7 protein-coding genes are annotated in these 24,835 nt (G+C 70.2%); 6 read left to right on the top strand and 1 reads right to left on the bottom strand.

Translation table 11 applies throughout. The annotated features are described in order from the left end of the window. Positions 1 to 70 precede the first annotated feature (70 nt). The 4 genes from IB242_RS18355 (at position 71) to IB242_RS18370 (ending at position 20,823) form a co-directional block, all read left to right on the top strand. On the top strand, positions 71 to 13,954 hold the full coding sequence (locus tag IB242_RS18355; protein WP_192282931.1) for an Ig-like domain-containing protein: 13,884 nt from the start codon (positions 71 to 73) through the stop codon (positions 13,952 to 13,954). A 211-nt stretch (positions 13,955 to 14,165) separates the two neighbouring features. Next, positions 14,166 to 17,552 (top strand): hypothetical protein, encoded by a 3,387-nt coding sequence (locus IB242_RS18360; RefSeq protein WP_192282933.1) that lies wholly within the window; start codon positions 14,166 to 14,168, stop codon positions 17,550 to 17,552. Between the two features lie 270 nt (positions 17,553 to 17,822). Next, entirely contained in the window at positions 17,823 to 18,698 is an 876-nt protein-coding gene (gene rpoH, locus IB242_RS18365) for an RNA polymerase sigma factor RpoH (protein ID WP_192282935.1), read from the top strand. A 139-nt stretch (positions 18,699 to 18,837) separates the two neighbouring features. Continuing rightward, a complete protein-coding gene (locus IB242_RS18370) occupies positions 18,838 to 20,823 on the top strand; it encodes a hypothetical protein (RefSeq protein WP_192282937.1) in 1,986 nt (661 codons plus the stop codon). A gap of 256 nt (positions 20,824 to 21,079) precedes the next feature. On the opposite strand, the gene IB242_RS18375 is transcribed toward IB242_RS18370, so the two are convergent. After that, positions 21,080 to 22,369, bottom strand: a complete 1,290-nt coding sequence (locus IB242_RS18375) for an NAD(P)/FAD-dependent oxidoreductase (protein WP_192282939.1) — start codon at positions 22,367 to 22,369, stop codon at positions 21,080 to 21,082. Positions 22,370 to 22,488: 119 nt separating this feature from the next. Here IB242_RS18375 and IB242_RS18380 point away from each other — a divergent pair, with 119 nt between their 5' ends. Continuing rightward, a complete protein-coding gene (locus IB242_RS18380) occupies positions 22,489 to 23,871 on the top strand; it encodes a hypothetical protein (protein WP_192282941.1) in 1,383 nt (460 codons plus the stop codon). 101 nt (positions 23,872 to 23,972) lie between these two features. After that, positions 23,973 to 24,722 carry an NYN domain-containing protein gene (locus tag IB242_RS18385; protein ID WP_192282943.1) on the top strand — a complete coding sequence of 250 codons (750 nt, stop codon included), beginning with the start codon at positions 23,973 to 23,975 and terminating at the stop codon, positions 24,720 to 24,722. Positions 24,723 to 24,835: the final 113 nt, after the last annotated feature.

The following is a 24,835-nucleotide window of genomic DNA, read 5'->3' on the forward strand; positions in this document are numbered from 1 at the left end:
CGTGTCGTCAGGAAGCGGTGTCATGGCGTCGCAGCGCGTCGGCATGACAAGGGTCACGAGGAAGGAACGCATGGCAAGTGCCAGGGGCCAGACCAGTCTCCATGCCGCGGCAGCCACGGCGACGCGCAGTGCCTGTCTGCTGGCATTGCTGCTCCTGCCTTCCGCGCCGAGGGCGCAGACCTATCCCAACCCCCTGTCCAACACGGCCCAGGTCGCCACCCCGGCCGAGATCGGCGACCCGATCCCGGGCAACAACAGCGCCACGGACAGCAACGCCCTGGCCCTGCAGGCACAGCTGAGCGTCAGCAAGACCATCCTCACCGCCACGCCCGCACCAGCCACGTCCACGGTGCAGTACCGCATCGTGGTGAGCAACATCGGCCCGTCCACCGCCGTCGGCGTCGGTGTGGTGGACAGCGTGCCGGCCCAGCTGTCCAACGTGAGCTGGGTCTGTTCGGCGTCCGGCACAGGCTCCGCATGCGGGAGTGCCAGCGACACCGGCAACGCCATCAACACCGCGGTCGACGTCGGTGTGGGCGGCAGCGTGACGCTGGTGGTCAGCGGTACCGCGCCCGCCACCACGCCATCCACCATTCCGGCCAACACCGTCACTCTGGTCCTGCCGCCGGGCACCACCGACCCGACGCTGGCCGACAACACTGCCACCACCACTCCGATCACCGTGCAGCCGCGGCAGCTGACCGCGAGCGCCGACGTCTTCACCTCGCCGATCTCTTCGCTCAGTGGCGGCACCACCCCATCGGTGCTGACCAACGACACCCTGGCCGGTTCCCCGGTGGTCGCCGCCGACCTGCTGGTCGCGCTGACAGCTGCTCCGGCTGGCTACACCATCGATGCGGCGGGATCGATCAGCGTCCCTGCGGGAGCGCCCGCCGGAGCGCAGCAGGTGACCTATCAGATCTGCGAAGCCGCATCGCCGACCAACTGCTCCAGTGCGGTGGCGAACCTGATCGTGGCACCGCGTGCGTCCGAGGACAGCTTCAACGTCAACAGCGGCGCGCTCACGTTCACCGGCAATCTCGCACTCAATGACAACGTGCCGGCGGGCTCGCCCTACTCCCTGAGCGGTGCGGCCGTGGCTGGACTGGTCATCGCGCCGACAGGTGGAAACTTCACCTACACCCCGGGCGGCGGCATCAACGCGCCGCTGACCTTCCAGTACCAGGTGTGCCTGCCGGCACCCAACGCGACGACCTGTTCGATCGCCTCCGCGCACCTGGTGCTGGACGCCAACCCCATCGTCGCCAGCAACGACACGCTGTCGTTCATCAGTGCGCAGACAGGCGGCACCACCACCACCGGCGTGCTGGCCAACGACACCTTCTCCGGTGGTCCGGTGCCGCTCGGCGGGCAGGTGACCCTGGCGCTGGTGTCGCCACCGTCCGGCTTCAGCATCAGCCTGGCCGGCGATGGCGCCATCACGGTTCAAGCGGGAACGCCGGCCGGCGTCTACACGCTGGCCTACCGGATCTGCGAGGCCGCCTTCCCGACCAACTGCGCCACTGCCACGGCGCGCGTGCCGGTCGCGCCCGATGCGATCGACGACCTGTTCGATACGCCGGGTGGTGGTCGTGTGCTGACAGCCTCGGTGGCGAACAACGACAACATCACGCCCGGCGTGGAGTACGCGCTGACGGCTGGGGGCGCGCCGGCCAACGGCTCGGTGGTGCTCGACGCCAATGGCGTGTTCACCTACACACCCAACGCCAACTACACCGGTCCGGATGCCTTCACCTACCGGGTCTGCCTGCCGGCACCGGACGCGACCGCCTGCGATACCGCCAGCGTGCAGATCGTGGTGGCCGCCAATGCGGTCGATGCGGTCGATGACATCTTCGCCACGCCGATCCCGTCCACCGGCGGTTCGACGCCAGACCTGCTGGCCAACGACACCCTCAATGGTCAGCCGTTCCCGCCCGCCCTGGCGACCATCACGCTGATCAGCGCGCCGACCGGGATTTCGCTCGGTGCGGGTGCGACACTGAACGTCGCCCCGAATGTGTCGGCCGGCGCCGCCGCGTTCGCCTACCAGCTCTGCCAGGCGGGCAGCTGCGACACGGCCAGCATCCGCCTGGTGATCGCACCGGACGCCGAGCCGGATGCGTTCACCGCCACCGGCGGCGTGACGATGCCGGGCAACGTGGCGACCAACGACAACGCGCCCGCCGTGTCGGTGTTCTCGGCACTGACCACGCCCACCCGGGGCACCCTGGTGTTCAACGCCGATGGCTCGTTCACCTACACGCCGCTTGCCGGTGCCGTCGGTGCGGATGCCTTCGACTACAGCGTATGCCTGCCGGCGCCGGACAATGCCGTCTGCGACGTCGGCACGGTGACGATCAACGTCTCCGCGGCGCCGATCGACGCAGTGGACGATCCGTTCCGTTCGGTACCGGTGCCGCCGGGCGGGGTGAGCGCCAGCGTGCTGGTCAACGACACGCTCAATGCCGTGCCGGTGACGCCTGCACAGGTGAGCTTCAACCTGATCAACGGCTCGCCGGTCGGCTACGCGCTCAACGCGGCCGGTGAAGTCGTGGTACCGGCGGGTGCGGCCTCCGGTCCGGTCACGCTGACGTATGAACTGTGCGAAGCCGGGACGGACAACTGCGACACCGCCACGATCACGCTGTTGATTTCACCGGACGCGGAAGACGACGCCTTCACGACGGTGGCCGGACGCGCGCTGTCCAGCAGCGTCGCCATCAACGACAACGCGCCGGCCGGTGCCACCTTCAGCATCGTCGGCGGCACGCCGGCCGGCCTGGTGTTCACCGGCAACGGCAGTTTCGACTACACACCGGCGTCGGGCTTCACCGGTGCCGTGCCGTTCACCTACGAGGTCTGTCTGCCCACACCGGACAACGCGGTGTGCGCCACAGCGCTGGCGACCATCACCGTCAACGCCGGCAGCCTGGCCGCCGCCGATGACGACTTCCGCAGTGTGGTGATCAATCCGGTCTACGGCGGCACTACCGCCAGCGTGCTGGCCAACGATGGTCACAACGGTGCAGTGCCGCCGGCACCGGGCGATGTGCTCCTGAGCCTGATCGGTGCGCCGGCCGGATTCACCATCAACGCCAACGGCACGATCTCCATCGCGGGCGGCAGCGTCGCCGGCGAGCAGAGTTTCCAGTATCAGATGTGCGAAGCCGTCCTGCCGGGCAACTGCGTGTCGGCCGCGGTGCGGGTGCTGCTGGGGCCGGTGGCCGTCGGCGACATCCTGAGCACGCCGGTCGGCCAGGCGCTGAACGGCGACGTGGCCGCCAACGACACGATCGCGCCCGGGTCGTTCTTCAGCGTCACCAGCACCATCCCGCCCGGGTTGGCATTCGACCCCGACGGCACCTTCACCTACACGCCGCCGGCGGGCACCAGCGGCCAGGTCGGCTTTGCGTACCAGGTCTGCCTGCCCGTACCGGACGATGCGGTGTGCGCGTTCGCCAGCGTCGCGATCACCGTCAACGCCGGCACCCTGCTGGCGGTGGACGATGACTTCCGCGCCAGCGTGATCGCTCCGCTCAGTGGCGGTGTGACCGCCAGTGTGCTGGGCAATGACAGCCTCAACGGTACGTCGCCGCCCCTGGCCTCCAGCGTGTTGCTGGCGCTGACCAGTGCGCCGCCAGGGTTCCAGCTCGATACCGACGGCACGATCGCGGTGCCACCGGGCAGCGCCGCTGGCGCGGTGACGGTCGCCTACCAGGTCTGCGAAGCCGCGCTGCCGGGCAACTGCGCCGTCGCGCAGGCCCAGCTGGTGATCGCGCCGGTGGCGGTCGACGATGCCCTGTCCACCCCGGTCGGCCAGCCGGTCGCCGGCAATCTCGGTTTGAACGACAACGCCCCCGCCGGCGCGGTCTACAGCGTGGTCGGCGCCACGCCCGATGGCCTCGATCTCGGAGCCGACGGCAGCCTGATCTACGCGCCCCCGTCAGGCACCAGCGGTGCCGTGACGTTCATCTACCAGGTCTGCCTGCCTGCGCCGAACAGCACCGTCTGCACGACCGCCACGGCCACCGTCAACGTCAACGCCGGCACGCTGCTGGCCGTGTCCGATGATTTCACCGCGACGCCGGTCGATCCGGTGACCGGCGGCGTCACTGGAAGCGTGCTGGGCAACGACGCGCTCAATGGCGCCTCGCCACCGCTGCCCGCGCTCGTGCAGCTGTCGCTGATCGGCGCACCGGCCGGCATCGGGATCGATGTCGACGGCACGATTCAGGTCGCCGCAGGTTCGCCGGCGGGGCGCCTGGACGTCACCTACCAGATCTGCGAGGCGGCACTGCCCGGCAACTGCGCAACGGCCACGGCCACGCTGCTGGTCGATCCGCTGGCGGTGACCGACAGCTTCTCCACGCTCGCCGGCGCGACCCTCATCGGCAACGTCGCCAGCAACGACAATGCACCGCCCGGCGCGTTGTTCAGCGTCACCGGCGCATCGCCCGACGGGTTGCTGTTCAACGCGGACGGCACGTTCGCCTACACGCCGCCCGATGGCACCAGCGGCGCGATGAGCTTCGCCTACCAGGTATGCCTGCCGCCGCCGTTCAACGCCTTGTGCTCGGACTCGAGTGCGACCATTACCGTGCAGGCCGGTGCGATCGTGGCCAACGACGACGACCTGCGTGCCACGCCGATCGATCCGGTCACCGGTGGCACGACCGCCAGCGTGCTGCTCAACGACAGCCTCAACGGCGTCTCGCCGCCGTCGGCGAGCAGCGTGATCCTGAGTCTGGCTGCGCCACCGCCCGGCATCAGCGTCGGGCCTGGCGGCGTGATCAACGTGGCGCCGGGCACCACCGCGGGTGCCATGACGCTGGGTTACACCCTGTGCGAGGCAGTGCTGCCCAGCAACTGCGCGACCGCGACCGTGCAACTGCTGATCAGCCCGGCGGCGGTCGACGACCTGCTGTCCACGCCGGTCGGCCAGGTGCTGATCGGCACCGTGGCCGGCAACGACAACGTACCGCCGACGGCGCAGTTCTCGCTGATCGGCCCGCCACTGACCGACCTGGCGTTCAATGCCGACGGCACGTTCACCTACACACCGCCCATCGGCACCAGCGGCCAGGTCAGCTTCGACTACCGGGTGTGCCTGCCTGCGCCTGATACCGCAGCCTGCGCGGACGCGACGGTGACGATCAACGTCAATGCGGGCACGCTGGCCGCCGTCGCGGACGACTTCAGCGGCGCGCCGATCGATCCGGCCACGGGCGGCACCACGGCCAGCGTGCTGGGCAACGACACGCTCAGCGGCACCACGCCGCCGCTGCCGGCCACGGTACTGCTGGCATTGGTCGGCGCGCCGACCGGCTACGCGATCAACACCGACGGCACGATCGTCGTGCCGGCCGGTGCGGTCGCAGGCAGCGTCACCGTGACCTATCAGGTCTGCGAGGCCGCGCTGTCGTCCAACTGCGATTCGGCCACCGCCACGCTGGTGGTATCGCCGCAGGCCAACGACGACGTCGTGGCCACGCCCGTCGGACAGGCGGTGAACGGCAATGTCGCCTTCAACGACAACACGCCGGTGGATGCGGTGTTCGCGGTCAGCGGCGCCGTGCCGGCCGGGCTGCAGTTCAATCCCGGTGGCAGCTTCACCTACACCCCGCCCGTGGGCACCAGCGGCCCGGTGAGCTTCATCTACCAGGTCTGTCTGGCCGCCCCGAACGACGCCGCGTGCGCCACGGCCAGCGTCACCATCAACGTCAATGCCGGTACCCTCGTGGCTGGCGACGACGACTTCGGCGCGTCGCCGATCGATCCGTCCGTAGGCGGTACCAGCGCCAGCGTGCTGCTCAACGATGTGCTCGATGGCGTGCCGTCGCCGGCCGACACGCTGGTGCAGCTGAGCCTGGTCGGTGCGCCTGCCGGCGTGAGCATCGCGGCCGATGGCACCGTCAATGTCGCTGCGGGCACGGCCGCGGGTGGGATCGATCTGACCTACCAGATCTGCGAGGCCGCACTGCCGACCAACTGCGATACCGCGTCCATCCGCCTGGTGATCGCCCCGTCGGCGCTGGATGACGTGATCTCCACCCTGGTCGGTCAGCCGGTCAGTGGCACCGTCGCGGTCAACGACAACGTGCCGTCCACCGCGACGTTCACCATTCCCGGCGGTGCGCCGGCCGGGCTGGCGTTCAATCCCAACGGCAGCTTCACCTACGCCCCGCCGCCGGGCAGCAGTGGCACGGTGATCTTCACCTATCAGGTCTGCCTGGCAACGCCGGATTCGGGGGTCTGCGACACCGCCAGCGCCACCATCGATGTCAACGCAGGCACTGTTCTCGCCAGCGACGACGATTTCAGCACCACGCCGATCAGCGCGCTGCTCGGTGGCAGCACCGCCAGCGTGCTGGGCAACGACAGCCTCAACGGCACCACGCCTCCGCTCGCGGCCGATGTGCAGCTGAGTCTGGTGGGTGCGCCGTCTGGCGTCAGCATCAGTGCGGCAGGCGGCATCACCGTGGCCCCGGGCACGCGTGCCGGCGCGCTGACGCTGAGTTACCGGCTCTGCGAGGCGGCGCTGCCCACCAACTGCGACACCGCCACGGCGGTGGTCGTGATCGCACCATCGGCCGTGGATGACGTGCTGTCCACGCCGGTCGGCCAGCCGGTGACCGGCAATGTCGCCACCAACGACAACGTGCCGGCAGACGCGGTGTTCGGCGTCACCGGTACCTCGCCCGATGGCCTGGTGTTCAACGCCGATGGCAGTTTCACCTACACGCCGCCAGCGGGCACCAGCGGTGCGGTGGGCTTCACCTACCGGGTCTGCCTGCCTGTCCCCAACGATGGCGTGTGCGCGGACGCCGCGGTCGGTGTCAACGTCAATGCCGGCACGCTGCTGGCGGTGGCCGATGATTTCAGTGGCGTGCCGATCGATCCGGGCAACGGCGGCACCACGCCGAGCGTGCTGGCCAACGACAGCCTCAACGGCACCACGCCGCCGCTGCCGGCCACGGTCCAGCTGTCGCTGGTGGGTGCGCCGACCGGCTATGCGATCGATCCCGATGGCACCGTCGTCGTGCCGGGTGGCGCCGCGGCCGGTGCGGTGAGCCTGACCTACCAGGCGTGCGAGGCCGCGCTGCCCACCAACTGCAGCACGGCCGGCATCGCCCTGGTCGTGTCTCCGGTGGCGAACGACGACGTGGTCTCCACGCCGGTCGGCCAGCCCGTGAGCGGCAACGTGTCGCTCAACGACAACGTGCCGATCGATGCGGTGTTCAGCACCAGCGGCATCGAGCCGGGTGGTCTGGTGTTCAACACCGACGGCAGTTTCACCTATACGCCACCGACAGGGACCAGCGGGCCGGTGGCCTTCGCCTACCGGGTGTGCCTGGCCGCCCCGAACGACACGACGTGCGACACGGCGTCGGTGACCATCAACGTCAACGCCGGCACGCTGCTGGCAGTGGACGATGACTTCAGTGCCTCCGTGATCGACCCGGTCACCGGCGGCGTCCTGCCGAGCGTCGTGCTCAACGATACGCTCAACGGCGCCATGCCGCCGCTGCCGGCGCAGCTGCAGCTGTCGCTGGTGGGTGCGCCCGCGGGCGTCGCCATCAACGCCGATGGCAGCGTGAACGTGGCCGCCGGCAGCGCGGCCGGCCGGACCACGCTGACCTACCAGGTCTGCGAAGCGGCCCTGCCGGGCAACTGCGACAGTGCCGACATCATCATGGTGGTCGCACCGCAGGCCAACGATGATGCGGTGTCCACGCAGGTCGGCGTCACCCTCAACGGCAACGTGGGGGCCAACGACAACGTGCCGCCGGGCGCGCAGTTCAGCGTCAGTGGCACGGGCCCGGCCGGCCTGGTGCTCAATGCCAACGGCAGTTTCAGCTTCGCGCCGCCGGTCGGCATCAGCGGGCCGGTGACGTTCGCCTACCAGGTCTGCCTGCCCGCGCCGGATGACGGTCGCTGCGCGACGGCCGATGTCACCATCAGCGTCAACGCCGGTACGGTGCTTGCGGTCGCCGACGATCTGCGTGTGCCGGCCATCGACCCCGCCACGGGCGGCGTCACTGCCAGCGTGCTGGCCAACGACAGCCTCGACGGCGTGACCTCGCCGCTGCCGGCGACGGTGCAGCTGTCCCTGGTGACAGCACCGGCCGGCTACAGCATCCACACCGACGGCACCATCGTCGTTGCGGCCGGCGTGCCCGCGGGCAGCACCACGCTGACCTACCGGATCTGCGAAGCCGCCCTGCCGGCCAACTGCGGCAGTGCGGCGGCCACGCTGGTCGTCAGCCCGGCCGCCGTGGACGATGCGGTATCCACCACGGCTGGCCAGCAGGTCGCCGGCAACGTGGGCACCAACGACAACGTGCCGGCGAATGCCGTGTTCTCGGTCAGCGGCGCCACACCGCAGGGCCTGGTGCTCAATGGCGACGGCAGCTTCGAGTTCACGCCGCCTGCCGGCGTCAGTGGTCCGGTGGACTTCATCTACCAGGTCTGCCTGCCTGCGCCGGACGACAGCGTGTGCGCGACCGCCTCCGCGGTCATCAACGTCAACGCCGGCACGTTGCTGGCCGTCGACGACGACTTCCGTGCCAGTCTGGTCGATCCGCAGGTGGGCGCCAGCCTGCCGGTCAGCGTGCTGGCCAACGACACGCTCAATGGCACCACACCGCCGCCATCCGCTGCCGTGATTCTGAGCCTGGTTGCTCCACCGGCCGGCGTGAGCATCGATGCCAGCGGCATCATCAGCGTGGCGCCCGGGACGGGTGCGGGCGCGCTGTCCATCACCTATCAGACGTGCGAGGCGGCACTGCCGACCAACTGCGATACCGCGACCATCCGCCTGCTGGTGTCGCCGGTGGCCGTGGTCGACATCGTCTCGGTACCGAGCGGACAGGTGCTCAACGGCAACGTGGCCGGCAACGACAACGTGCCGCCGGATGCCGTGTTCTCCGCGACTGGCCCCGCACTGGCCGGTCTGGCGCTCGAGAACGACGGCACCTTCGTCTACACACCGCCCGTCGGCACGAGTGGCACGGTCGGCTTCACCTACCAGGTCTGTCTGCCGGCACCTGAAACCACCATATGCAGTACGGCGTCGGTGACCATCAACGTCAACGCCGGCACCCTGATCGCCAACGACGACACGTTCGCTACCACGCCGATCGATCCCGCTACGGGCGGCAGCACCGCCAGCGTGCTGGTCAACGACAGTCTCAACGGCGTCGCGCCGCCGCCGGCGGGGACGCTGCAGCTGACGCTGGTCGGCGCGGTGCCCGCAGGCGTCGGCATCGGCGCCACGGGCGAGATCAGCGCGGTGGCCGGGACCGCGGCCGGCTCCTACCTGGTGGTCTACCAGGCCTGCGAGGTCGCGCTGCCCACCAACTGCGATACGGCCGACGTGCGTCTGCTGATCGCGCCACTGGCGGTGGACGACGTGGTGACCGGCCAGCTCGGCCAGCCGACGGTGGGCAACGTGGGCGACAACGACAACGTGCCGATCGATGCGGTGTTCTCGGTCAGAGGTGCCACGCCGCAAGGCCTGACCTTCAATGCCAACGGCACGTTCCTGTACGCGCCCCCTGTCGGTACGACCGGTCCGGTCACGTTCGACTACCAGGCCTGCCTCCCGGTGCCGTCGAACGACGTCTGCGGTCTGGCCGGCGTCACCATCAACCTGGTGGCCGGCACCGTCGATGCGGTGGACGACGACTTCCGCAATGCGCCGATCGATCCGGTGACTGGCGGCAGCATCGTCACCAGCGTCCTGGCCAACGACAGCGTCCTTGGCGCCGCGCCGCCGTTGCCAGCGAGCGTGCAGTTGTCGCTGGTGGGGGCGCCTGCAGGGGTCGACATCGACGGCACCGGCATCATCAGCGTGGCGCCGGGCACGATGGCCGGCGCGCTGACGCTGACCTACCGGCTGTGCGAGGCCGCGGTGCCGACCAACTGCGACACCGCCAGCGTCGCGCTGCTGGTGCTGCCGGTGGCGGTGGCCGATACGGTGTCCACACCTGCCGGGCAGGCCGTCACCGGCAACGTGTCGACCAATGACAACGTGCCGGGCGGCTCGGTGTTCACCATCAGCGGCACCACGCCACCGGGGCTGACGTTCAACACCGATGGCAGCTTCAGTTATGCGCCGCCAAGTGGAACGTCCGGACCGGTCTCGTTTGTCTACCAGGTCTGTCTGCCCATGCCGGACAGCGGCGTCTGCGCGACCGCGGCGGTCACGATCACTGTCGGTGCCGCGATCAATGTCATCGAGGCGTTCGACGACGATTTCAGCGCCACGCCGATCAACCCGACGACCGGCGGCACGACCACCGGCAGCGTGCTGGACAACGACCGCTTCAATGCGACCACGCCGCCGCCGACGAACGCCGTGATCCCGTCGCTGTCCTCGCCACCGGCGGGCATCACCATCCAGCCCAACGGGACGCTCGCCGTTGCGCCCGGTACCGCGTCCGGGCAGTACACGCTGGGCTATCGGATCTGCGACGCCGCGCAGCCCGGCAACTGCGCGACCGCCCAGGTCACGCTGCGCATCCAGAGCCCGGCGGCAACGCTGCTGGCGTTCGACGATGTCGCCTCCGTGCCTGCAGCAAGCGGTGGCAGCAACGTCGTCAACGTGCTGGAAAACGATACCTACGGCGGCCTGACGCTGGACCCGGCCCTGGTGGTGTTCACGCCGGTGCCGACGCCGGCGCTGTCCTTCGGCAGCGATGGCGCATTGAACGTCGCCGCCGGGTTGCCGGCCGGCACCTACACCACGACGTACGCGATCTGCCTGGTCAGCGACCCGTCGGTCTGCGCGACGGCGACCGTCAGCGTCACGCTGGTGGCAACGGCGGGTGTGCTGTCGGCCAATGCCGACACGCTGCCGTCCGTGCCGGGGACCGGTGGCAGCAACCTGCTCAACGTGCTGGCCAACGATACCTACAACGGCGCGCCGCTGGACCCGGCACAGGTGGTTTTCACACCGGTCCCGACCGCGCAGCTGAGCTTCGATGCCGCGGGCAACCTCAGCGTCGCGGCGGGCGTGGCGCCGGGGACCTACACCACCAGCTACGCGATCTGCCTGGTGGCTGACGGCTCGGTGTGCTCGACCGGTACCGTCAGCGTGACCGTGGTAGCCGCCAACGTGGTCCAGGCGGTCGACGACGACTTCGGTGCGCTTGCGATCAACCCGGCCGTCGGCGGTGCGACCCCCAGCGTGCTGGAAAACGACCGCTTCAACGGTGCGGTGCCGCCCGCCGGCAGCGTGGTGCTCAACCTCGTCGGGCCGCCGCCCGGCTTCTCGTTGGCTGCGAGCGGCGCGATCCTGGTGTCCGCGGGCACCGCCCCCGGTCTCTATCCGCTGACCTACCGGCTCTGCGAGCGTGCAGCGCCCGCGAACTGCGTGCAGGCGGTGGCGACGGTACGGGTGCAGGCACCGGCTGGCTCGCTGGCGGCTTTCGACGATGTCGTCGCCTCGGTGCCGGTCACCGGTGCCGGCAACGTGCGCAACGTGCTGGCCAACGACACGCTCGATGGTGCGGCACTCGATCGCTCGGCCGTGGTGTTCACTCCCGTCACGACCTCCGCGCTGGGCTTCGACACGGCCGGCAATCTCAGTGTCGCGCCGGGGCTGGCGGCCGGTGTGTACACCACGACCTACAGGATCTGCCTGGTTGCGCAGCCGGCCGTGTGCGCTACCGCGACGGTCCGGGTGACGGTGGTCGCCGCCACGACCCTGCAGGCCATCGACGACGACTTCGGCGCCGTGCTGATCAATCCGACCACCGGTGGCGCGACCCCGAGCGTGTTCGGCAACGACCTCTACAACGGTGTCTCGCCGCTGCCCGCAGGCAACGTGACCGCAAGCCTGGTCAGCGGCCCGCCCGGCGTATCGCTCACCGCAACCGGCGCGATCCTTGTACCCGCTGGCCTGGCGCCAGGCGACTACCGGGTGACCTACCGCATCTGCGAGCGGTCGGTGCCGGCCAACTGTTCCCAGGCCGTGGCGAGGGTGACGGTGCGCGCGCCTGCCGGTGCGCTGGTGGCCTTCGACGACGTGGTGGACGCGGTGCCCACCGCCGGCGGCGGCAACGTCCGCAACGTGCTGGCGAACGACCTGTCCGACGGTGCCGTGCTGGACCCGTCGACGGTGTCGTTCAGCGCCGTGGCGACCGCGGCACTGCGTTTCGACGCGGCCGGCAACCTGAGCGTCGTGCCGGCGCTCGCGCCGGGGACGTACAGCACCACCTACGCGATCTGCCTGCGTGCACAGCCGACGGTCTGCGCCACCGCGGCGGTGCGGGTCACGGTCGTCGCCGAACGGGTCGAGGCGACCGATGACACCTGGATGCTGCCCACCAATGCGAGCCTGATGCTGGACGTGCTCGCCAACGATCGCGAGAACGGGCTCGCAGCCAGCGCGGACGCGATCACGATCACCATCACCAGCCAGCTGCCTTACGGCACCGCCAGCGTCATGTCCGGTGGAACGGTGTGGGCCGCGCTCACCACCTGGTTCAGCGGTACCCAGAGTTTCGACTACCGCATCTGCCTGATCACCGATCCGTCCGACTGCGCCACCGCCACCGTCACGCTCATTGTGCCGGCGAACACGCTGGTGCTGGCCGATGACACGGCCGCGGTCGCAGCGGATGGCGAAACCACGATCGACGTGCTGGCCAACGATGCGGTCCGCGGCGCGCCACTGGATCCGGACTCGCTGTGGATCGCGATGGAGCCCACCCGCGGCAGCGTCAGCTGCGAGGGAGGGTCATGCATCTACCGCGCGCTGCGTGCGTTCGGTGGCGCCGACCAGTTCCGTTATGGCATCTGCGATGTCTCCGTGCCCACCCCCGCGTGCGCGGAAGCCACCGTGACGGTGGCTGGAAGCGGCGGCGAGACGACCCTGCGCCTGACCAAGGCGGCGGCCACCCGGACCGCGCAGATCGGCGACCTGGTCCGCTACGTGGTGACCATCGACAACGTCGGCGACCTCGATGCGCGTGGCGTCTCGCTGCTCGACACGCTCCCGCCGGGCTTCGTATTCGTGCGTGGCGGCTTCGAGGTCGGCGATGCGGACAACGCCGCGCGCGCATCGGGCGTGCAGCCGCTGCGCATCGACGGGATCGACGTGGCCGTCGGCGACACCGCCACCGTCGTCTACTACCTGAGGGTGGGTGCCGGCACCGGCACCGGCGTCCACACCAACCGGATCGTGGCCGTCGACGCGCAGGGCGGCAGCATCTCCAACGTCGCCCATGCCGACGTGGAGATCGTCGCCGACCCGCTGCTGGAAGAGAGCCTGGTCGTCGGCAGCGTGTTCGACGACCGCAACGGCAATGGCGTGCAGGACGCCGGCGAGCGCGGCATTCCGGGTGTCCGCATCGCCGCGGTCGAAGGGCTGCTGATGGAAACCGATGCATACGGCCGCTACCACCTGCTCGGCATCCCGGGCGGTGGCGACCGCGGTCGCAACTTCATCCTCAAGGTGGACCCGGCGACGCTGCCATCGGGTGCGGACTTCACCACGCCCAATCCGCTCGTCCGCCGCATCACTCCGGGCTTGCCGGTGCGGTTCGACTTCGGCGTGCGCCTGCCGGCCGGCGGCCTCGCCCCGGTGGCCAGTGCGCACATCGCATTGGCGGCAGCGGTGTTCGTCACCGGCGAGGCCGCGATCCCGCCGGCCCATGCGCCGGTCCTGGACAAGGCCGCCGAGGCCCTGTCCGCCCGGGGTGGTGGCCGCGTCCGGATCGGTGTCGACCCGGGCGGCATGGAACTGGGTGGGCGTCGCGCCGAGGCCATCCGCACGGCACTGGCCGACCGGCTGGCGCCGGCGGTGGCGCTCAACACACGGATCGAGTTGGTGGCGGCCGATGGTGGCACCGTCGCGACTCTGCCGCTGGCGGCGCAGCCGGTTCCAGCGCCGGGGAAGGCGCCGCCGGTCGGCACCGTGCAGCCCGAAACGGAAGGGGAGTGAGGACGTGCGCATGATCCGGCTCCGCATCCTCGCATTGGCACTGGTGACGCTCGTTCCCGTCGCGTCCGCGCAGACCGCGGCCCCGGCGCCGGTCCGCTGCGGTCCGGAGCGTTGTGACAGCCAGGACGGCACGCTGCTCACCCTCCACGGAACGCCGGCGGCCGGCACAGCCCCGGCCACGCCGGACCCCGGCGGAGCGGCAGGTGGATTCATGGCCGAGCTGCCCGGCGGTGGCGTGGTCTGGGCGACCGAAGACCCGAGCATGGTGCCGCCCAGCCTGAGCGTGCAGTCCGGCTCGACCGTGGCGTTCGAGGATGGTCGCCTGCTGCGGCCGCTGCGCTTCCACAGCTACAACAACTACGCGTCCTTCATCGAGCGCATCGAGGTCACGCTGTACCGCGGCAGCGACATCGACCTGGTCAGTCCGCTGGCCCGGATCGCGCTGCCGGCCGATTACGTGGCCGAAGGTGAGTGGGACGGGCAACTGCCCGTCGGCGTCAGCGCGCGGGTCGGCGACGAGCTGCTCTACGTCGCGCGCGCCTATGGCGCGGGCGGCGCCTTCGACGAGACCCAGGTCCAGCGTATCCAGCTGGTGACCCCTGCCGATTTCGAGCGCGGCCTGCAGTTCACGCGCGACAGCGTGCAGCGCACGCTGGGGCAGGCACTCGGCGGCGAGGACGCGCAGGCGCTGCAGGTCAGTTCCGGTATCTACGGGCAGAGCATGCTGCGCCTGCAGAACATCCCGATCCACGGCTCGCGGGTGCGCCTGCATGGACGCAACCTGGAGCCCGACAGCCGGGTCACGATCAACGGGCAGAACTTCCCGGTGGACCTGGAGCAGAAGTTCGCGGCCGAGTTCATCGAGCCGGTCGGACGCCACCGCTACGACGTGCGGGTCGAGTCGCGCGACGCGCCTGCGGAGCAGCGCCAGCTGGATGTGGAGGTCACCGGGCGCTACATGTTCCTGGTCGGCATCGCCGATCTCACCCTGTCCAGAAACAGCGCCAGCGGCAACCTGCAGCCGCTGGCCGCCGATGGCGGCGACGACGACGGCTTCCTGGGCGAGGGCCGGCTGGCGTTCTACATGAAGGGCAAGATGCGCGGAAAGTATCTGGTCACCGCGCAGGCCGACACCCAGGACCGCGAACTGCGGCACCTGTTCCGTGATTTCACCGAGGCCGACGCGCGCGACATCTTCCGTCGCCTCGATCCCGACCTGTACTACCCGGTGTACGGCGACGACGCGGTCACCTGGCGCGACGTGGATACCCAGGGCCGTCTGTACCTGCGGGTGGACTGGGATCGCAGCCAGGCGTTGTGGGGCAACTTCGCCACCGGCATCACCGGCACCGAGTACGGCCAGTACGCGCGCTCGCTGTACGGCGGCGCGCTGAGCTGGCGTTCGATGGCGACCACGCCGCTGGGCGAGGCGCGCTCGCAGCTGAAGGCGTTCGGCTCCGAGGCGCAGTCGGCCCCGGGCCACAGCGAGTTCCTCGGTACCGGCGGCAGCCTGTACTACCTGCGCCATACCGATCTGCTGCCGGGTTCGGAGCAGGTCGTGCTGGAGGTGCGCGACCGCACCACCGGCCGCGCCGAAACGCGTGTGACCCTGAGCGAGGGCGTCGATTACGAGATCGACGACATGCAGGGCCGGCTGATCCTGACCCGCCCGCTGGCGCAGATCACCCGCGAGAACGTGCGCAGCCTGACCCGCGACCGCCCGCTCGATGGTTACGACCAGCTGCTGCTCGTCGATTACGAGTACGTGCCGTCGGGCTTCGGTGCCGACGACGTGACCGCCGGTGTGCGCGGCAGGCAATGGCTGGGCGACCACGTCGCGGTCGGCGGCACCTGGGTGGAGGAGAACCGCAGCGGCGAGAACTACAGCCTCAAGGGCGCCGACCTCACCCTGCAGGCCGGGCGCGGCACCTGGGTCCGGCTGGAGCAGACCCGGACCGAGGCCACTGCCGCCCCGATCTTCTTCTCCGACAACGGCGGCCTCAGCTTCGTCCAGCGCAACCCGGACACGGCCCGGCGTTCCGGCACCGCGTCCGCGGTGGAGGCACGGGCGAACCTGCGCGAACTGGGCTGGACCGCGCAGGACTGGAGCGTGGGCGCGTGGTGGCGCGACGTCGATGCCGGCTTCTCGGTCGCGCGCCAGGACCTGGGGCGGGCGGTCGAGGAGTACGGCGCCGAGTTCCTGGGCTACTTCACCGACACCCTGAGCCTGTATGGACGTCACAGCCGTACCGAGCAGGGCGACCTGGCGCTCGAGCAGAGCCAGCTGACCGGCGACTGGCGCATCGGCGAGAACGCGCAGTGGGGGGCGGAACTGCGCCGGGTACGCGAGGAACAGGCCACGCAGACGGTCGAGGCCCTGCTGGCCGCGCTCAGCTACCGGCATCGGCTCGGCGACCACTGGGAGCTGCACGGCACCGGCCAGGTGACGCTGGACGACGACCGCGGCGCCTATCCGGACAACGACCTGCTGACCGTGGGCGCCCGCTACCTGTTCGGCGACCGCTCCAGCGTCGGGGCCGAGGTCAGCACCGGCAGCCGCGGCGAGGGCGCGCGGCTCGAGGGCGAGTACCGGATGGCGCCGGACCACACCGTCTACGGCAGCTACAGCTACAGCACCGACCGCAGCAGCACCGACCCCTTGTTCGACACCGGGCTGCAGTCGGGCTGGACGCTCGGCCAGCGCTGGCGCCTGAGCAACCGGGTCAACGTCTACAACGAGAGCCAGTATCTGAAGAACACCCGCGACGCCGGCGCCGGCCTGGTCCACACCTTCGGCATGGATTTCTACCCGGCGCAGGGATGGAACCTGGGCTTCACCGTGATGGATGGCGACCTGGACGCCAGCACCGGCCCGGTCGACCGGCGCGCCTACAGCGTCAGCGGCGGGCGCACCGATGCGGTGGCGCAGTGGAACAGCAAGCTGGAGTACCGGCGCGACCGTGGTGCCGAGGACCGCGAGCAGTGGGTCAGCACCAACCGCCTGCTGTACCGGGTCAACGAGGACTGGCGGATCGCGCTGCGCGCCAACTATGCCGATACCGACGACCGGCGCAGCCCGCTGGCCGACGCGAAGCTGATCGAGTCCAACCTCGGGTTCGCGTGGCGTCCGCACGACGACACCCGCTGGGCCGCGTTCGGCAAGGTCACCTACCTGCACGACGTCGCCTCGGCAGGCCAGGTCGGCGGCAACGTCTACGACCAGCGCTCGCGGGTGCTGTCGCTGGAGGGCATCCGCCAGCTGGGCGTGAACTGGGAGCTGGCGGGCAAGCTGGCCTCGCGCTGGGGCGATTACCGCACCGGCCGCGGCGAAGGCGCCTGGCTGGACAGCCGCGCCGACTTCGCCGCCGTCCAGTTGCGCTACCGGCTGGGCTGGCAGTGGGAGGCGCTGGGCGAGTACCGCTGGCTGAAGGTGCGCGATGGTGGCGACCGCCAGGGCTGGCTGCTGGGCGTGGACCGCCGCATCGGCGAGAACTTCAAGATCGGCGCCGGCTACAACTTCACCGACTTCAGCGACAACCTGACCCAGCTGCGCTACGAGCACCACGGCGTCTTCCTCAACCTGGCCGGCTACTACTGAGGCGGATACCCGGACGGACGACCGCTCGTTCAGCCGGCGGACGAGGTCCGGCCCGCCGGTCCCTGGCTCACGTCCGCCACGGAACTCCCGCTGCCGGACGCAAGTCGTTGATCCGGAAGGAGGGGACGTCGGCGGCATTGCGTTCACGCCGAGCCGCGGATCATGGCCGGTCTGCCGCGTGCCGGGGACAGTGCAATCGTCCTGTCACTGGAACACTGGAACTTTTCCGGACCCCGCCAGTCCAAAAGCCGGACTGCTAAGATGACCGCCATGAACCAGACCGCTTCTACCGCCCTTGTCGCCAACAACCTGCCGGTCCCCAGCCCGCTGGGGTCGCTTGAGGCCTATATCGGCGCCGTGCACCAGATCCAGGTGCTCAGCGTCGAGGACGAGCAGGAACTGGCACGCCGCTTCCGGGACCACGAGGACCTGGACGCCGCGCGTGAGCTGGTGCACTCGCACCTGCGCTTCGTCGTGCACGTGGCCCGCGGCTACAACGGTTACGGCCTGCAGCTGGGCGACCTGATCCAGGAAGGCAACATCGGCCTGATGAAGGCGGTCAAGCGTTTCGACCCGGACATGGGCGTGCGCCTGGTGTCCTTCGCGGTGCACTGGATCCGTGCCGAGATGCACGAGTTCATCCTGAAGAACTGGCGCATCGTGAAGGTCGCCACGACCAAGGCGCAGCGCAAGCTGTTCTTCAACCTGCGCAAGTCCAAGACCCGCCTGGGCTGGATGAACGCGGCCGAGGTCAGCGCGGTGGCCAAGGACCTCAACGTGTCCGAGCGCGAGGTGCTGGAGATGGAAGCGCGCCTGTCCGGACGCGACATCGGCTTCGATGCCTCGTCCGACGAGGACGACGACCACGCGCCGCCGGCGCCGGCCGCCTACCTGGTCGCCAACGACGAAGATCCGTCGATGGCCTACGAGCGCGCCGACAGCGAGGACAACCAGCTGCAGGTGCTGCGTGCCGGTCTGGCCGCGCTGGATGCGCGGTCGCGCGACATCATCGCCCGCCGCTGGCTGGACCACGACAGCAAGGTGACGCTGCAGGAACTGGCCGACGAGTACGGCGTGTCGGCCGAGCGCATCCGCCAGATCGAGGCCAATGCGCTGAAGAAGATGAAGGCGCTGTTCGCCGCCTGATCCGGTTCCACCGCCGATCGTCTCGAAGGCCCCGTTCGGGGCCTTCGTGCTTTCCGGCGATTGCGCGGATGCACGTGTTGGCGGACCATGCGCCGGCCCTGAACAGGGGGGCACTCTGGAGTACACGATGCATCGAAGCATGAACTGGATCGCCGCGCTGGCGATCGGACTGGCCACCGCCAGCGTCACCACCACGACCGAGGCACGCGACAGCGGCGCCAAGCACGAGCAGACCGGCGAGCGCATCGTGTTCGGGATCGACCGCGAGGAGTACCTGGCGCAGGCGCGTGCCGCGCTACAGGGCGATCCGGTCATCGCCGAGCGGATCGGCGCGATCCGCGAGCTCCGGCTCGACGATGCGGCCAGCCTGGCCGAGCCGGGCGAGGACGTGCTGGTCATCGACCTGCAGGGAAACCGGGGCGCCGGGCGCGTGACCGCGCGCTTCCTGACCGTGGACGAGCGCCGTGAAGCGGTGGGTGCCGGCACGCTGCGGATGGCCGACGGCAGCGAGCACCCGATCAGCGGCACGGCCGAAGAGGCCGGTGCGCTCGGGATGATGTCCTCGCTGCTGGGGCTGGGAATGGACCTGTTCACCACCCAGGCGCGCGACGCGGTGCAGCGCTACCCGGAGACCGAACGCCACCTCGGCCGGATCGAGCGCTTCGAACTCGCCACCGGCGCCAGCATGCTGGCCGGTGGCAGCGAGTCCTTCGTGTTCGACGTCACCGGCAGCAAGGGCAGCGGCCGGATCGCGGCGGATTTCATCACCGTCGATGCCGATACCGAACGCCTGGGCCCGGGCACGCTGACCCTGTCCGATGGCCGGGTGATCACGTTCGAGGGTGAGGCGCCGATGCCCGGCGAGGACGCCTCGCGCGCGGCCGATGCGGTCGACATGGATGCCACCCCGTTCGCGCAGCAGGCGCGCGAGGCGGTGCAGCGCTACGCGCCGACGGCACGGCACTTGGGCCAGATCGAGAGCTTCCGCCACAACGCCGCCGCGACCGAGGCGGCTGTGGGCATGCTGACCTTCGTGTTCGACGTGGTCGGCAGCAAGGGCAGCGGCCGTCTGTCGGCCGACTTCATCACCGTCGACGCCGATACCGAGCGCCTGGGGGCCGGCACGCTGACCCTGGCCGGTGGCCGGGTGATCCGGTTCGACGGTGAGGCGCCGTCGGCCGAGGAACTGGCCCGCGACGCCGAGCGGGAAGGCCCGTTCCTGCGCCAGGCGCGCGAGGCGGTGCAGCGCTATCCGCTGACGGCCCGGCACTTGGGACGGATCGAGAGCTTCCGTCACGACACGGCGGCGACGATGGATGCGCCGGGCATGCTGACCTTCGTGTTCGACGTGGTCGGCAGCAAGGGCCGTGGTCGCGTGGCGGCCGATTTCATCACCGTCGATGGCGATACCGAGCGGCTGGGCGCCGGCACGCTGACCCTGTCCAATGGCCGCGTGATCCACTTCGAGGGCGAGCCGCCGATGCCGGGCGAGCAGTCCGCGCCGGAGGTCGAGGAAGCCTTCGAGATCCCCGACGACAGTCCGTTCGTGCTGCAGGCGCGCGAGGCGGTGCAGCGCTACCCGCAGACCGCGGCCGAACTGGGCGACATCGCCACGTTCACCGTCGATTCGCCGGCCAGCATGAGCACCGGCGGGATGGAGACCTTCGTGTTCGACATCGTGGGCAGCAAGGCCAGCGGCCGGCTCGTCGCCGACTTCATCACCGTCGATGCCGATACCGAACGCCTGGGCGCCGGCACGCTGACCCTGTCCGGTGGCCGCGAGATCCGGTTCGACGGCGAGGCGCCGTTCCCGCAGGAAACCGCGGGCGAGCCGATGCCCGAGAGCTTCGCACCGCAGGACAGCGCGTTCGTCCGCCAGGCCGCCGAGGCGCTGCGCACGCATCCGCAGGTGCGCCGCCATCTGGGCGAGGTGCGCGAAGCGCGGATCGACCGCGCCGCATCGTGGGCGATGCCCGGCGACCAGTACGCGTTCGACCTGGTCGGCAGCAAGGGCACCGCACGGCTCGAGGCGGACTTCATCACCGTCGATGCCGACACCGAGCGGATGGGTGCGGGCACCCTGATCCTGGCCGATGGAAGTAGGATCAGTCTCGACGCGCGTTGAGTGTCATCCATGCGGGCCGTCGGAAGACGGCCCGCAGCGTTTCAGGGCGGCGTGATGCGTGGCTGCCGGCGTCATTCGTCGCCACGCGCGCTGCATGCGCGGAACGGCCGGCGCCCTGGCGGAACCGCTTGCCGCCGGCGCGACGCACCGGCAGTGGTCGCTTCCGACGCCGCCAAGTACACGGAGCGCGAATGCGCCGGGACGCGCTGGCACCGGTGCTCCATCCGCCCGGAGCCGACCGGTTGCGGCCGACGGCTCAGGCCGCGTCCGGCTTCTTCACCGCCGGTGTGGCCGCATCGTCCTTCGGGCTGCCGAAGATGATCCGCGCCGCACGCCGGTAGCTCCAGTAGGCCATCGCCCAGTTCAGCAGCACCACGATCCGGTTGCGGAAGCCGATCAGGAAGAACACATGCGCGGCCAGCCAGATCCACCAGGCGACCACGCCGGACAGCTTGAGCCTGCCGATGTGGACGATGGCGGCCATGCGCCCGATCGTGGCCAGGTTGCCCTGGTCGCGGTAGCGGAACGGCCGCGCGCTGGTGTCGCCGCGCAGGCGCCGCCGGATCGTGTCGGCCACGTGCGCGCCCATCTGCTTGGCCGCCGGCGCCACGCCGGGGATCGGGCGCCCGTCCTGCTGCAGCGCCGCCAGGTCGCCGGCGACGAACAGCTCTGGGTGACCGGGCACGCTGAGATCGGATTCGACCTGCACGCGTCCTGCGCGGTCCAGCGGCACGCCCAGGCTGGCGCCCAGCGGCGAGGCCGCCACGCCGGCCGCCCACAGCACGGTCCGTGCCGGCACGAAGGTGTCGCCCAGGCGGTAGCCGTCCGCGTCGATGTGCGCGACCGGCGTGCCGGTCACCACGTCGACGCCGAGCTTCTCCAGCTGGCGGCGCGCCTTGTCGGTCAGGTCCTCGGGGAACGAGGGCAGCACCCGCGGCCCGGCCTCGATCAGGCGCACGCGCGCCAGCCGCGGGTCGATGTGGCGGAACTCGTTCTTCAGCGTGTGCCGCGCGATCTCGGCCAGGGTGCCGGCCAGTTCCACGCCGGTGGGTCCGCCGCCGACGATGGCGAAATCCAGCCAGGCCTGGCGCGCGTCCGGGTCGGTCTCCATCTCGGCGCGCTCGAAGGCCATCAGCAGCCGGCGGCGGATGTTGAGCGCGTTGCCCAGCGTCTTCAGGCCGGGCGCATGGTCGGCCCAGTGGTCGTTGCCGAAATAGGCGTGGGTCGCGCCTGTGGCCAGCATCAGGTAGTCGTAGTCCAGCGTGCGGCCGCCGGCCAGCTGCAGCCGGCGCTGTTCCGGCAGCACCTGTTCGACCTCGCCCAGCCAGACCTGCACGTTGCGCTGCCGGTGCAGGATGTGGCGCAGCGGCGCGGCGATGTCCGGTGCCGACAGGCCGGCGGTGGCGACCTGGTACAGCAGCGGCTGGAACAGGTGGTGGTTGCGCCGGTCCACCAGGGTGATCCGCACCGGCGCCTTCGCCAGCGCGCGGACCGTGGCCAGGCCGGCGAAACCTCCACCGACGACGACAACGTGGGGCAGCGTCATGTGGGTTCGATTCCTTGCGTTCTGTCGCAGACATGATGCCTGCGCAGCCGCAGGCGCGCGTGCTGACCGCGTGATATGGCATCGTGGCGCCCACCTTTCCGCAGGATGCAACGCCGTCCATGTCCCACGCCGTCCCGCCCCCCGTCCCGGCCCAGGTCCTTCCACCGCCTCCACCCGCTCCGCCGCGGCCGTCCTCCTCGCGCGTGCTGTGGTGGGTGCTGGGTGGCGTGCTGCTGTTCGTGCTGCTGGTGGTCGGCGCGGTGGCGGCGGTGGTCGGCGGCGGCTGGCTGATGTTCTCCGGCCAGGCCCGCGCGGCCCTGCAGGCCGATCCGGTGATCCAAGAGCACCTGGGCACCATCCGCGACATGTCGATGGACTTCATCGCCACCGGCAAAGCCGAGGGATCGGACGAATTCGTGTTCCGGGTCGAGGGCACGCTGGCCTCGGGAACGGTCCGCGGGCAGTTCATCTCCGACGGGCCCAACAACGAGATCCTCGCCGATGGCGTGCTCACGCTCGCCGACGGCCGCCAGTTCGCGCTGCCGTCCGGTGGCGCCGATGCCGGTCTGGAGGGCGACCCGGTCATCACCGACGACAGCCTGTTCGCCCAGCAGGCGCGCGCTGCGGTGCAGCGCTATCCCGAGACCGCCCGCCACCTGGGCCGGATCCAGCGCTTCAGCTACGACGACGATGCGACGATGGCCGCCGGTGGCGCGCTGACCTTCGTCTTCAACGTGGTCGGCAGCGAGGGCAGCGGCATGCTGTCGGCCGATTTCATCACCATCGATGCCGACACCGAGCGCCTGGGCGCCGGCACGCTGACCCTGACCGACGGCCGCGTGATCCGCTTCGACGGCGAGCCGCCGATGCCGGGCGAGGATGCCGCCGAGGACGTTCCGGAGCATCCAGGGCAGGGCCCGTTCGAGCAGCAGGCGCGCGCCGCGGTGCAGCGCTATCCCCTGACCGCCGAACACCTGGGCAGGATCGAGCGCTTCGTGCATGTCCCCCAGGCGACCGCCGACGCCCCGGGCATGGAGACCTTCGGCTTCGACGTGACCGGCAGCGCCGGCAGCGGCCGGATCGTGGCCGACTTCATCACCGTCGACGCCGACACCGAGCGGTTGGGGCCGGGCGTGCTGACCCTGTCGGACGGCCGCGAGATCCGCTTCGACGGCGAAGCCCCGTTCCCGCAGGAATCGGCCGCCGAGGCGATGCCGGAGAACTTCGCGCCGCAGGACAGCGCTTTCGTCCGGCAGGCGACCGCCGCGCTGCGCACCCATCCGCAGGTGCGCCGCCACCTGGGCGACCTGCGCGAGGCCAGGATCGACCGCGAGGCGTCCTGGTCGATGCGCGGCGACGGCTATGCCTTCGACCTGGTCGGCAGCCGCGGCAGCGGCCGGATCGAGGCCGACTTCATCACCGTGGACGAACACAGCGAGCGCGTCGGCGACGGCGCGCTGATCCTGGCCGACGGCAGCAGGATCGCCATCAGCGGGCGGTAAGCTGGGACGGCAGGCGTCGCCCGGCTGCAGACCGAGCGATGATGACCGGTCGCCGCCATGCTCCGGCCTGCGCCGTACCGGCAACGAGGAGGAATCGAACGATGGATGCCCAGCAGCCCCGCATCGCCCTGCTGATCGATGCCGACAACGCACCGGCGGCCAAGATCGACCAGGTCCTCACCGAGGTCGCGCGCTACGGCGTGGCCAACGTGCGCCGCGCCTACGGCAACTGGAAGAACCCGCACCTGCGCGGGTGGGAGGCGGTGCTGCACGAGTACGCGATCCGCCCGATCCAGCAGTTCGCCTACAGCAGCGGCAAGAACGCCTCGGACATGGCGATGGTGATCGACGCGATGGACCTGCTGTACGCGCGCAACCTGGATGCCTTTGCGATCGTCTCCAGCGATGCCGATTTCACGCCGCTGGTGATGCGCCTGCTGACCGACGGCGTGCGCGTCTACGGCTTCGGCGAGCGCAAGACGCCGGCGCCGTTCGTCAATGCCTGTTCCAAGTTCACCTACCTGGAGGCGCTGGGTGCAGCGCCAGCCGACGATGCCGAAGGCCCCGCCGCCACCCGCAAGGACGAGAAGGCGCTGCGCGGCGATACCCGCCTGGTGCAGCTGCTGCGCGGTGCGGTCGACGCGGAGGCCGAGGACGATGGCTGGGCCCACCTGGGCGCGGTCGGCAAGCAGATCGCCAACCAGGCCTCGCTGGACCCGCGCAATTACGGGTATCGCAAGCTCAGCGACCTGGTCCGCGCGACCGGCCTGTTCGAGATCCGGCAGGACGGCAAGACCTTGTGGGTACGCGACAAACCCAAGCGTGGCGCCGCGAAGAAACCGCCGGCCTGAGGCGAGGCCGCGCGCCCACCGGACCTCTGCTGGACATCCACTGCGGACCCGGCCCCGGTGGCGCGCATCGTCCGGCAGCCAGTGCGTTCGAATCGAATGGATCCGCGATGCCG

Origin of the sequence: Xanthomonas sp. XNM01 (assembly GCF_014851915.1) — a bacterium.
In the GTDB taxonomy this organism is placed as follows: domain Bacteria; phylum Pseudomonadota; class Gammaproteobacteria; order Xanthomonadales; family Xanthomonadaceae; genus Pseudoxanthomonas.